Genomic DNA, 13870 nt, shown 5'->3' on the forward strand with positions numbered 1-13870 from the left:
AGAGCAGACCGTTTATAGTATATTTTTGCAAACGGTCTGCCCTTTGGGACTGACCTATTTGTATTTTTTTCTAAGAAACCACAATATCAAATTCAATTCCTTCTTTTACTAGAGGTTTGAAGTAATGATTCATTCGTCCTATGTGGGTGTCAATATCATATTCACCTCTAAGATTGTTTTTATTTACTCGTAATGATACTTTTTTGTCATCTGATGTATCTATTTGTATGGCTAATCCAAATAATTTTTCGAATTGTTGTGAGTAAGATGTAATTGTTGAGTAGGCTTCTTGATTTTTGAATTGTTCCATTTATTTTGAGGTTGATTTGTTATAAATTAACTTTGTAGTTTCTTTAACATTTGTTCTAAAAAAATGTTCTTTTTTTGCCACAAAAAAATCACAAACCAAACTAAATTGATTTGTGATTTAATGTAGCTGACACTTTTCAAGTGTCAGAAATACATATTTTCTACGACAGTTAGAAACTGTCGGCTACTTTAACGAAAAGACACATTTTTTCTATTTTCAGTAGAATAATAAATGGCTACATTTTTTCCTACATTCAAATTATCATATTGGTCTTTAGTAACTTCTACACTTGTTGAGGTCAAATTATCCGTTCTTCCTACTTCTTTTCCTGTATTTTTGATTCCTTCTCCAATATCTTCCAAAACATCCTCCAAATCTTCATTTGTTCCGTTTGTATTTTTTTCTGAATTAGGAACTTCAGGAGAAGCAAAGTAATACAAGACTGTAAAATATTTCATTGTTCCACCTACATCCTGTGTGTATTTATTGGTAACACGAGCTTCTACTGGCACTTTGTCATCAAAAACATCTGTTCCTTGTGAAACTGTTTTTTTGGCACAAGAAGAAAAAAGAAAAGCAAAAGAAAATAAAAGAGCGAATAAAAAAGAGGTTTTACCTAATGATTTTTGAGTAAACATAATTCTAAAAATTGAAGTTGAAAAAATAAAGTTAAAAAAATAGATTTTTGAAAATCTCTGCTAATATAACAAACTTGATTTATAAATTGTTTTGATTGAGATGAATTTTCAAATAAACTAATCAACTCTTTTATAATTTTCTATAAAACCCAAATTTGCAATATTCCATTAAAGTTAATCGTAATTTATTTATAAAATCACACCAAATTTAATCTCATCAAAATCACTCAATTATGAAAAAGCAATCATTTTTATCGACATTGTTTTTCCTGCTTATTTTTATATTTCATTTTTCATTTGCCCCTAATCTATATGCACAAGGTTGGCTAGACAAAATCAAGAAAAAAGCAGAAGACAAGAAAAATGAGCTTCAAGATAAAATCATAGATAAAACAGAAGACAAGGTAGAAAATAAAGCCGAAAATCTAACTGATGAAGAATTTACAGAAGTAAGAAGTTCGTATGATACTTCTACTTTTGGTTATGCTATTGCTTTTATTGATAATGCTGATTTGTACGAAGAAAAACAAACAGGACAAAAAGCAAAACGACTTTTGATGCGTTTTTCTGATGAAATTGGAATAACAGGCGAAAAACAAAATGACCCTCTTAAAGCTGCAAAAGATTATTATGATTTGGGAGAAATGGCACAGTCTGCTCGTTTTTATAAAAAAGCTGAACAACATTTTTTGAAATCAGAGCAAGAATTTAGTCGTTTAAATAAAACTTCACATCCACTTTATCCAAAACTTATCAATAATCTAGGTTTGCTTTATTATTCTACCAAACAGATTTCAGAAGCTGAAAAATATATTCAAAAAGCCTTAGAAATAAGCTCAAATTCTAACAATCAAGAAAATGAAAATTATACGGCTGCACTAAATAATCAAGCAATGATTTGGAAAGACAAAGGACTTTATAGTGAATCTGAAAAGCAATTTGAAAAAATTAAAACCATTCAATCTCAAAATAAAAATAATCAAACGGTTTCTTCAGCGATTGTTTTGAATAATCAAGCCATTTTATTTCAAGAGTTAGGGCGTTATAGAGAAGCCGAAAAATATTTATCACAAGCATTAGAAATTGCAGCTTTGAGTTTAAAAGGAAATTCGAATACTTATCAACGTTTTTTGATAAATCAAGCTCTTTTATACCAACAAATGAAACGGTATGAAGAATCAGAAACACTTTTTTTACAGAGTATAAAATTAAAAGAAAAACGAATCGGAACACGTAATCACCCAGATTTGGCACGCATGCTGACAGGTTTGGCTGCTCTATATTTGGAAATGGGAAAGAATGACAAAACGGAAGAATTACTCTTGGAAGCACAACGAATTTATGAGAAAAAATTAGGAAATGATAATTTATCCTACGCAACTGCTAGTCATTATTTGGGGCAATTTTACAGGACTTTTGAAAGCAATGAAAAATTAAATAAAGCTGAAAATCAATTAAAAACAGCCTTAGAAATTAGAGTAAATCAGCTTGGAAAAAATCATATCAAAACCATAGAAACCTTAGAAGAATTGGCTTTATTATATTGGAAACAAGATAAAATTGAACAAAGCATAATTCTCTTTGAGAACGTAATTTCTCATAATTACGACTTTATAAAGAATTATTTCCCTGCCATGAGTGAAACTGAAAAGGAACGTTATTGGGACAAAATCCGTCCTACTTTTTTGCGTTTTTATAGTTTTGTAACTGATACAGAAACTAACTATCCAAATAAATATCCTGCCCTTGTTACACAAATGCACAATGCACATTTGGCTACAAAGGCGATTTTACTCAATACAACAAATAAAATTAAGGAAGGAGTTTTGAAATCGGATAATCAACAACTAAAAGACGATTATCAAAAATGGATTAGCAATAGAGAACAGCTTATTGAGCTTTATGCCTACACGCCAGAAGAACTCAAAGAACAAGGAATTGATAGAAATACACTAGAAAAGGAAACTAATCAAATTGAAAAAAACCTATCTGCAAGTCTGCCAGAACTTTTCAAAGAAAGTGATTTGAAAACCTACCAAGACATCAAAAACGCATTACCACAAAAAACAGCTTTTGTAGATATTATTTCTTTTCCAAAACACGACATAAAAGAGAAGAATAATAAACTTTCAGAAACACAGTATGTCGCTTTATTAGGAACTCCAAATTTTGATTCCCCAAAACTTATTATTCTAAAAAATGGCTCTGAATTAGACAAAGGCGATTTTAATTATCATAGAAATACCATTCAAATAAAAATAGAAGACGAAGAAAGTTTTGCAGCCTATTGGAAATCGATTTATGACGAATTGGAAAAAATAAAAGAAGAAGAATCAACTGAAAAAATATTTGTTTCTTTAGATGGAATTTATAATCAAATCAATCTCAATACACTTCGTCTTGACGATGGTTCGTATGTTATTGATAAGCAAAATCTTGTTTTTTTGAATAATTTGAAGGATTTGACAAAAGAAAAAAGCAAAACGAGTTCTGTCAAGAATAATAAAATTGTTTTGGTAGGTTTTCCGAATTATGGAAATACAGGAAAAATTCCTCCCCTCCCTGGAACGAAAACTGAAGTAGAAGCAATCCAAAAATTACTACAAAAAAATGGACAAAAAACAGAGATTATTTTAGGAAATTCAGCAGATGAAAAAGCGATTAAATCGATTCAAAATCCACATATTTTGCATATTGCTACGCATGGTTATTTTCTGCCAGATGATGCAATTTCTACTGGCGAAAATACTCGTTCGTTTGGTTTACAGGCAAGTCAAGTTCGTCAGAATCCACTTTTGCGTTCGGGTTTGATGTTTACAAATGCAGAATCAGCTTTAGACACCAAAAAATCAAAAGAAACCACAGAAAGCAATAACGGAATCTTGACAGCCTACGAAGCAAGAGGATTAAATTTGGAAGGAACAGAACTTGTAATTTTGAGTGCATGTGAAACTGGCTTGGGCGACATAAAAGCAGGTGAGGGCGTTTATGGACTTCAAAGAGCCTTTCAACTAGCAGGTGCAAAATCGACAATTATGAGCCTTTGGCAAGTGAGCGATGAAGCAACAGCAAAACTAATGACTTATTTTTATGAAAATTGGGCGACAACAAAAGATGTAAATAAAGCATTCAGAGAAGCACAAGAAAAACTCAAAAAAGAATATCCAGAACCTTATTTTTGGGGTGCTTTTATGTTGATACAGACTGAGAAGTAAAAAAATAACGCATTGATAATCAACAATTTTTAAGCTAATTTAAGAATATAACAAACTATTCAAACCTAAACAACGTACATACATAAATCTAATTTATTTAAATATTCAAAAAATATTTTCCATGAAATTATACGAAATTGTTGTTATTGCTTTATTCATTATTACTATTATCCTCCAATTTTTCAAAATAGATATAAACTTTACTTCATTTTCTCTACTGGTATCAAATACACTTTTATCTCTTTCTTATTTTGTTGGTGGTTATTGGGTTTTAAGAAATAAAGAAAAAACAAATACAATTATTTCTATTTTTGGAGGACTTGTTTTTGGCGTTGCACTTATTGGTTTTTGGACTAGGATAATGATTGTTCAGAATGCTATTCTATTTTATCTTCCTTTCCTAAATGTTCTATTTTTTGTAATTCTGTCTATTTTATTTTTTGTCAAAAAGAATGAAACTGATTTTGTAAAATCAAACAAATTAATTCTGATTCGTTCTTTTATTATTCTTCTTTTTACTTGCTTTTTCTTTTATACACCTGTTTATTTTTCGCCTTACAATGATTTGATACGTGCGATGAATATCAACAGAGATTGGTTACAACACAATCTGAATATGGCAAAATATCATACAAAAGCAGGAGAAGAAATAGAAAAAGAGAATTATGAAAAAGCTATTGAGTATGCTTTAAAAGCTGAATTAGAAGGAAGAAAGGGCTTTAAATTTCCTGATTACCCTTTATTTTTGGGCCCTGGAGAAGTAGATACTACTTTTCTAAAAGGATTAGATTTGGTGGCTATGAATGCAATGTATTCTCGGCTTTATTCGGCTTATAATCATTTAGCAAACCATAATAATAATATAGGAAAGACAGAAGAAGCTCTAAAAAACTATACAATAGCTCATAAGTTCTTGATGATTTATAACCTAAATAATGGCTTTTGGGAAAAAGAAAACATCATTTCTTTTGCTAATATAGCTAATACATTGAGTTATATGGGAAGGTATGAACAAGCAAATGAATATTTTGATAAAGCTATTCAATTAACAAAATCCTTAGATAATCTTCAAGGTAGCGATATAACATACGCCTATATTTTATTGGGAAATTCTTTGACTAAACAACAGTTGTATGAAGAAGCAAACGAAAAATATAGTTATTCTATTGAAGTCAATTTAAGAGATTCTCTAAATGATGAAAATAGAACTAGTATTGCAGGATATTACTCAAAAATAGCTCTTAATTACGCAAAATTAGCAGAATCAGACCAAGCAATTCAGAGTTTTGAGAAAGCTTTCTTTTATGAAACTAACAAGGAAAGTGAAATATACATACAGAATCTATTCTATTATGGTTTTCTACACTTTCAACTTCATGAATACGAAAAAGCAGAATCTATTTTGTCAGAAACCATACAATTATATGAGAATATAGAAATAAATGAAATACTAAATATTGCTGAGTGTAAGGCTTTGTTAAGTCAAATAAATAGAGCAGTAGGAAAATACGAGTACGCAGAAAAAAACATAAAAGAAGCTTTGACAATTACTAAAAATAATTTTACCAAAGTAAATGCACATTATGTAAATTACCTTTCTATCTATGCTAGTTTAAACCTTCTTTTGAGTAACTATGAAATGGCAGAAAAGCAGTATGAAGAAGCATTAAAAATTAATAGAGAACTAAAAAATGAATCTAACTATGAAGAAATAGAACTCTTATCACAACTTGCAGATGTTTATATTAATCAGTATAAGCAAAACAAAGCTGCAAAATATGTCAATGAAGCAACACAAAAATATCAGCAACTAAATGAAACCATTACAGAATTTGACGATATAAATAATAAGATAGCTTATATAAATTATGCTATGGGAAATAATGAATTAGCCAAGACAATTTATGAAAAAATAGTTGGAGAAAATCTTGAGTATTCTTCCATAAAAAGCAATACTGTTGCCATCACACTCAATGGAATAGGGTTGGTAGAGATAGAAAATAAGAAATATGTAAAAGCAGACAGTCTTTTTCATTATTCTTTACGTATGTATAAAGATATTTTCAAAAAACCAACACCTTCTTTAGCGACTGTTCATCTCAATATGGCAAAACTATATGTTTATAAAAGAGAAGTTGATAATGCGAAAAATCATATTGATGAAGCCTTCAAAATCAATGCTACTTTTTTTGATAAAAATCATATAAATTTTGGAGAAATTGAAGTTACTTATGCTGATTTGGCTGCTTTAGAAAAAAACAAACAGAAAGAAAAAACACATTTACAAGAAGCTCTTTCTATTTATTCGAATAAGTTTGAAGAAGATAACACTAGAGTTCAATATTTAAAAGAAAGAATAGAATCAACTCTAAAATAAAGCAATTCGTTTTTCAACTTCTTTCCTCACAAATTCAAATAGTTTGTGGGGATTTGTGGTGCGCCAACTATCCATTTCGTCCAAAATCCCTCCCCAAATCAAATAAGAATCTAAATTATAAGCATTCATTTCTCTAAGTACAAACTCTCTAAAATTCAATAATACAATCCAGCCATTTTCTACATCTTCAAACCATTCTTCGTAATATTCATCATCCGAACCGTGATAATTAAGGATATTTTCTCCTATCAAAATAAAATGATTGACACCTTCATTTGTAAAATAATCAATTACATTTCGTTTGAGGTGCATAATATCGTTGTGTAGCGCATCGTTCCATTCTCCTATAAGCTCCAAAATTACAAATTTGCGATGATAATCTGCCATCAAAACCTTGACATAAAGTGTTTCAGAGCCTATAAAATCCCAGTAAGGATGAATATAATATCCGTAAATGGTGTTGGTATATTGATTGGTATCATACTCAGCTTCAAAAAAAGGCGAACGCTCATCTGTATTCGCATCGTAAGAAAATTCCCAACCATAAAAGGGTTCTATATCGTGCATAATGTATTCTGTAAGTGGCTTGAGATAGGATTTTGATTATAAAAACGTAAATTAGTTGTTTCTTGTTTAGATAAAAATAAATTCAATGACTTTATAGTAGGATTAGCGAGTGATTTAGCTTCGCTGAGTACTTTCGTAGTTGGCTTCGCCGAGCTATCGGTTGTAGGATTTTTATGATAAATACAGGATTAATACAACTACTTTTTTGTAAACTAAATGATGCGTTACTTTTATTTTTTGCTCTTAATTTTTCTTTTTTTTAATTGTCAAAACAAACAAGAAAAAAATACTTTTTACACTACTCTAAAAAACGGACAAAAAATAGGTATTCGTTTGGTTGAGAAAAAAAGTAAAAAACACAAACACAACTTTGCAATTCAAACTTTTTTAAAAAATGATTCAAAAGAAAATAAAATTATTTTAGATGAATGGAAATTACCTTATCCAGTTTATAATTTTGAGATTGCCGATGCTGATAATGATGGACAAGATGATATTTGGGTAGGCGTAATTAAAGAAACTCGTTTTGATAAGAAGAAGAGAAAACGCCTTTTTTTATTTAAAATTATTGAGGAAAAAATACGTCCATTGTGGTTGGGTTCAAGAATGAGTAAACCTTTAGTAGATTTTTCTCCTACTTATTTAATTGATTCTTTAGATGAAATGAAGAAAAAATGTATTATCAAAACCATCGAACAAGAGAAAAGTGGAAAGTTTTTAGTCGCAAATTATCGATGGAGAAAATTTGGGATAGAATTTATCAATTATGAAATTAGAGAAACGGATAGCTTGACAGCGAGAAGTTTCCTAACCAAAAGTAGAGAATGAAAAATCCTTATTTCTCACTTCATAAAAGCAAAAAATAAGGATTTAGATAGTTATTGAAGATAGATTATTTCATTTCGTCTTCTTCCTCTTGTCCATCTTTATTCTTGAAATCATAGACTTTTTTAGCTCCATAAGCTGCTCCTGCTGCTAAAAGTAGAGAAAGACCTCCGTCTATGGGTGCGCCTATGGCATTTGAGGTAGGAAAAGGAGGTTGTGATAAAGCGATGCCTACTATAAAAAATAAAGAAAGTGTTAGAATTATTTTTTGATACATGTTTATATTTAAGTTTAGTATTTTGAGAAAGTCGTTACCAAATTATTTTGATAACGACTATTTTTGAATTTTATGCAAAATATAAAAGTAATAATTTAAAATTATTCTTTTACAATACGAACATTCGTTGTATTCTTTGAGTCTGAAATTTGTAATAAATACAAACCAGAAGCCTCTTTTTCTAGATTGATTGTTCCTTCTAAGAATGCACCTTGTTTGTCTTGTGTTCTTTCCAAAATCAATTTACCTGTTGCATCAAAAAGACGAATCGTATGTACTCCTTCTCTATCATTTTTCAAACTGTATGAAAACTGATTTGGAGTTGGATTAGGATAGGCTACAACATAATCTTTTTGTGTAAAATTCTTATCTGTTTTGAATAAAATTACAAAACGCTTAACTTCTTTGCTTGCTTGAGCTACAAATTCATATTCTGGATTTGCTTTCAAATCGTGCAACGTTTCTGTCAAAGAATCATACAAATAAACATTACTTAGTGAATGGAAATACTTGATTTCACGAACGACAATTTTGTGCTTACCACTCTTGACAATATTCATGGCTAAAGGTAAAATCATATCTTCATTAAATTCCTTCAATCCATTGATAGAAAAATAAGTATTTTGTCCATTTTCTTCTATTCCTTCATTATAAGAGTATAAGGTTGGTGTACTTCCATTTATTTTATGAATCTTCAAAGCATCAAATTTTCCATCAAACTTTTGAGTAGCTCCTGATTCAAAATAAATAGCTGTTTCATCCAATTTTCCATTTTGTTCAATAGCCAGTTTGATTAAACCTTCTTTTAAGCCTTGCTCGCCTTCTTCTCCATTTGTTTTGTAAAAACGACTGTCTGTATAAGTAGTTGGACGAACAGCATTAGTTACATTCAAATTACCTGCTCCTATGGCTTGAACAAAGAAACCTTGGAAAGGTGCAATATCTGCTTTTCCTCCATTAACAGATGCTCCATTAATGAAAGTAGCATACGTAGCTCCATACTGGCTTGTCGGAATGTCGATATAAACAGCATCGTTAACTAACGCATTATTTCCAGCTAAACCAATCAAAGTAGTCCAATTTATTGGAGAGGGATATGGATTACCAATCAAATTAAAACCCTCATTAGCATAACTCAAACCTTGATGTGTGATAGGAATAGAAATATCACCATTATTAAGTGTTCCATTCAAATCAACTGTAACTCCTGTCGCAATATTTGCTTCATAGCCTTTTCCAACCCCAAGATTGACAGTCGTTGGAACTTTATAACCAATCGTAAAAGCATTGAAAATACCTGACGGACTTGGTGTTCCTGCACTTGTTTCGTCATATTCATAAAAAGTAGGGAAAGGATTTGTATATGTTGGTTCAGTTGCTGTATTATAAGCCGTATTCAAAACCAAATTCATATCATCGCCAAATTGTGAAATAGCTGCATCAGAGAAAGGTGAAGAAAACATGTGATATCCTTGAGCATCATAGCCACTCGCTAAATCAGAAACAGAAGGCAAATAACGCTCTGCAATGACATTGCCATTTACCGTATTTGTACCATTGTTGATAACCATAGCCGTTCCTGATATTGTTGAATGAAGAGCAAAATCACTACCTGCTGTTACTACAACATTACCTTCTTGCATATTTAAAAGTTCTGAAATTCCCATGTGAGTAGAAATTGATAGTGTTTTTCCTACTCCATTAAAGATAATTTGTGTAACAGTAATCTGTGTATAATCTGTTGCATCAGAAGTAAATGTCAAACTCTTATTTGTAATGGTTACGTCTTCGTCGTATGTATCATTCACTAATATTTTGAGAGTTTCTCCATCATTTGCATCATCAACAGCATCTTGAATGGTAGAATAAAATGTACTTTGGTCTATATTAGTGATATTTCCTGTGGCAGCATCATTATCAGTAATAACTACATCTTGTGTAGTTGTAGCTCCTAAAGTCATTCCTGCTGAGGGATTCGAAATAGTAAGTGTCGCTGTTTCTGTGCCTTCTACATCGGCATCATCTACAACTGTGAAAGTTACTGTACCTGTTGTAGCCCCATTAGCAATATTAATCGTTGTACCACTCAAAGTATAATCACTTGCTGCAATACCTGTTCCCGAAACACCCAAATCTACCGTTTGAGCTCCACTTACAGCACTAGATGCTGTGGCTGTAACGGTAACAGCTGTTGTTCCTGCTTCTGAACCTGCATTTGTACTAACTGATAAATTGACAGTTGGTAAAACATCATTATCAGTAATAACTACATCTTGTGTAGTTGTAGCTCCTAAAGTCATTCCTGCTGATGGATTAGAAATAGTAAGTGTTACTGTTTCTGTGCCTTCTACATCGGCATCATCTACAACTGTGAAAGTTACTGTACCTGTTGTAGCCCCATTAGCAATATTAATTGTAGTACCACTCAAAGTATAATCACTTGCTGCAATACCTGTTCCCGAAACACCCAAATCTACCGTCTGCGCTCCACTTACAGCACTAGATGCTGTGGCTGTAACGGTAACGGCTGTTGTTCCTGCTTCTGAACCTGCATTTGTACTAACTGATAAATTGACAGTTGGTAAAACATCATTATCAGTAATAACTACATCTTGTGTAGTTGTAGCTCCTAAAGTCATTCCTGATGAGGGATTAGAAATAGTAAGTGTCGCTGTTTCTGTGCCTTCTACATCGGCATCATCTACAACTGTGAAAGTTACTGTACCTGTTGTAGCTCCATCAGCAATATTAATTGTAGTACCACTCAAAGTATAGTCACTTGCTGCAATACCTGTTCCCAAAACACCCAAATCTACCGTTTGAGCTCCACTTACAGCACTAGATGCTGTGGCTGTAACGGTAACAACTGTTGTTCCTGCTTCTGAACCTGCATTTGTACTAACTGATAAATTGACAGTTGGTAAAACATCATTATCAGTAATAACTACATCTTGTGTAGTTGTAGCTCCTAAAGTCATTCCTGCTGAGGGATTCGAAATAGTAAGTGTCGCTGTTTCTGTGCCTTCTACATCGGCATCATCTACAACTGTGAAAGTTACTGTACCTGTTGTAGCTCCATTAGCAATATTAATTGTAGTACCACTCAAAGTATAGTCACTTGCTGCAATACCTGTTCCCGAAATATCCAAATCTACCGTCTGCGCTCCACTTACAGCACTAGATGCTGTGGCTGTAACGGTAACGGCTGTTGTTCCTGCTTCTGAACCTGCATTTGTACTGACTGATAAATTGACGGTTGGTAAAACATCATTATCAGTAATAACTACATCTTGTGTAGTTGTAGCTCCTAAAGTCATTCCTGATGAGGGATTAGAAATAGTAAGTGTCGCTGTTTCTGTGCCTTCTACATCGGCATCATCTACAACTGTGAAAGTTACTGTACCTGTTGTAGCTCCATTAGCAATATTAATTGTAGTACCACTCAAAGTATAGTCACTTGCTGCAATACCTGTTCCCGAAATATCCAAATCTACCGTCTGCGCTCCACTTACAGCACTAGATGCTGTGGCTGTAACGGTAACGGCTGTTGTTCCTGCTTCTGAACCTGCATTTGTACTGACTGATAAATTGACGGTTGGTAAAACATCATTATCAGTAATAACTACATCTTGTGTAGTTGTAGCTCCTAAAGTCATTCCTGATGAGGGATTAGAAATAGTAAGTGTCGCTGTTTCTGTGCCTTCTACATCGGCATCATCTACAACTGTGAAAGTTATTGTACCTGTTGTAGCTCCATCAGCAATATTAATTGTAGTACCACTCAAAGTATAATCACTTGCTGCAATACCTGTTCCCGAAACACCCAAATCTACCGTCTGCGCTCCACTTACAGCACTAGATGCTGTGGCTGTAACGGTAACGGCTGTTGTTCCTGCTTCTGAACCTGCATTTGTACTAACTGATAAATTGACAGTTGGAGTTGCTACACTTTGAATAGTAATAGAATAATCTTCAGCTTGCCCTCTAAAAACCTCACAAGAAGTAGCTGTACCACCATCAAACTGAGATGCTGCAACAACACGCAAACGTAAAGGCTGATTAAATAATACGCCAGAATTAGGTACATTATAAGTAGTTGTAAATGTTTCTGTTCCTGCAACATCTACAGTAGTTCCTGAGGCTATTTCTTCTCCTACATCTGTAAAATCTCCATTATTATTATAATCCACATATACTTTTACATTATGTGAATTAATAGAAGTTTCAACTGTCATAGTATGAGAAGAACCTGCATTTAGAGTTGTTCCCTGTCCACACACTCTATTTACATAATTTGTTCCTTCAAACTGTGAACTTTGAGAAGATAAATTTAGATTATTCAAGATAAAACGAGTTACCCCCATAGCACTATGATTTCCTGTATTTGTAGGTGTACAAGCAGTTGTAGGAGCTGTAATGGGTGCAGTCCCTCCCAAAGAAGTAATTAAGCCTCCTCGTTGGGTTTCTAAAGCTGTACGCATACGAGTTACTTGGTTAGGAGTAAATCTATCCGAACAATTAGAATAAGACATATAATTTGTCAAGACATCTGTACTTCCACAGTTATTCGTTGTACATTGAAAAGGATCATCAGCTTGTGGTGCTGTATCACAGATTAAATCCCCTTGAGTAGTACAATCTGTATTTAATGGACAATCAGTATCATTTGAACTATCATCTCCTGTTTCTGCTTTGTGAAAAGTATGATGCAAAGCAAAAGCATGACCGAATTCGTGTGTCATTGTTGTACTTGTTCCATTTGTCTGTGTAGCAAGAATGACAGTTCCATCTACACTAGGACTTGCCCCAGGAAAATAAGCATATCCTGCTGTAAATGTACCACTTGTTCCATCTGCTCCATCAATCTTATTGACTACCCAAATATTATAATAGTCTGTATTAGACCAAATACTTAGAGCTTTTACATCAGCATCAGCAGCTCCACCTGTACCTACTCCATTTGCAGTATAATTTGTAAGCCCAGAACCATCTACTCTATTAATTCCAGTAGTTGCATTACAATTAGGATCTCTTTGAGCTAAAACAAAGTTTATTTCTACATCAGCACCAAAAGTTGTATTTCTAAAATCAGTATTAATTTTACCAAGCATTGCATTTATGTTAGCAACTGTAGGGTTATAGATAGTACCAATTCCTCCTCCTGTATGAATTACGTGAACTACAACAGGGATATTATATACTGTTGCTTCTGTTCTATGAGTGGCAGCATTCGCCATTTTTTCATCTATGCGTCTTCTTATATCTGATTGCATTTTTTCAAATGTAGCCCTATATTGAGGGTCAGATAGGAGTTCTTGGTGTTTATCATTAGACGCACATGTCCAATTTTGTGAATAAGCATTCTGATTTATCAAAAAGAGAAATGATAAAAGAATACCAATTATGTAGTTTTTGTACATAAGGCAAATAAAGTTTAGGTATGAAAAGTAAATTTGAATGATTGAGTTAAAGTAATTTGATTCAATCTTTGATATTAGTGATACTCACTTGATTTATATAGAATATAAGTTACTTAAAAAATGATTTTGCACGAGCAATACACTTTTTATAAGGTTAGAAGCAAGGAGTTATTTGTAGCATATACCTATAAATATACTATTTTTTTTCATAAGAGGTTGCTTTTTCTAGTATTTTTTTTAA

General features: G+C 32.4%; 8 protein-coding genes. 3 read left to right on the forward strand and 5 right to left on the reverse strand.

Annotated features, from left to right (window positions below):
* Positions 1–70: 70 nt before the first annotated feature.
* Together ACE193_RS06925 and ACE193_RS06930 are read right to left on the reverse strand one after the other, a co-directional pair.
* On the reverse strand, positions 71–310 hold the full coding sequence (locus ACE193_RS06925) for a hypothetical protein (RefSeq protein WP_375562276.1): 240 nt from the start codon (positions 308–310) through the stop codon (positions 71–73).
* Positions 311–498: 188 nt separating this feature from the next.
* The gene (locus ACE193_RS06930; protein ID WP_375562277.1) at positions 499–948 is read right to left on the reverse strand and encodes a hypothetical protein; all 450 of its coding nucleotides are present in this window, start codon (positions 946–948) and stop codon (positions 499–501) included.
* Positions 949–1181: 233 nt separating this feature from the next.
* On the opposite strand from ACE193_RS06930, the gene ACE193_RS06935 reads away from it, so the two are divergent.
* Together ACE193_RS06935 and ACE193_RS06940 are read left to right on the forward strand one after the other, a co-directional pair.
* Positions 1182–4163: a CHAT domain-containing protein gene (locus ACE193_RS06935; protein ID WP_375562278.1), complete on the forward strand. Its 2982-nt coding sequence runs from the start codon at positions 1182–1184 to the stop codon at positions 4161–4163.
* Positions 4164–4284: 121 nt separating this feature from the next.
* Positions 4285–6540, forward strand: coding sequence for a tetratricopeptide repeat protein (locus ACE193_RS06940; protein WP_375562279.1), 2256 nt, complete (start codon positions 4285–4287; stop codon positions 6538–6540).
* Here the strand turns inward: ACE193_RS06940 and ACE193_RS06945 are convergent.
* Positions 6532–7107 carry a hypothetical protein gene (locus ACE193_RS06945; RefSeq protein WP_375562280.1) on the reverse strand — a complete coding sequence of 192 codons (576 nt, stop codon included), beginning with the start codon at positions 7105–7107 and terminating at the stop codon, positions 6532–6534. The two genes, ACE193_RS06940 and ACE193_RS06945, sit on opposite strands and share 9 nt — an antisense overlap.
* 237 nt (positions 7108–7344) lie before the next feature.
* Between ACE193_RS06945 and ACE193_RS06950 the strand changes: the two genes are divergently transcribed.
* Positions 7345–7935, forward strand: coding sequence for a hypothetical protein (locus tag ACE193_RS06950; RefSeq protein ID WP_375562281.1), 591 nt, complete (start codon positions 7345–7347; stop codon positions 7933–7935).
* Between the two features lie 64 nt (positions 7936–7999).
* Here ACE193_RS06950 and ACE193_RS06955 read toward each other — a convergent pair whose 3' ends face one another.
* Both ACE193_RS06955 and ACE193_RS06960 read right to left on the reverse strand, forming a co-directional pair.
* Complete coding sequence (locus ACE193_RS06955; protein WP_375562282.1) at positions 8000–8209, reverse strand: PID-CTERM protein-sorting domain-containing protein; 210 nt, start codon at positions 8207–8209, stop codon at positions 8000–8002.
* Positions 8210–8310: 101 nt separating this feature from the next.
* On the reverse strand, positions 8311–13629 hold the full coding sequence (locus ACE193_RS06960; RefSeq protein ID WP_375562283.1) for a Calx-beta domain-containing protein: 5319 nt from the start codon (positions 13627–13629) through the stop codon (positions 8311–8313).
* Positions 13630–13870 lie beyond the last annotated feature (241 nt).

The sequence above is a fragment of the Bernardetia aquimarina genome, from assembly GCF_042180575.1.
In the GTDB taxonomy this organism is placed as follows: Bacteria; Bacteroidota; Bacteroidia; order Cytophagales; family Bernardetiaceae; genus Bernardetia.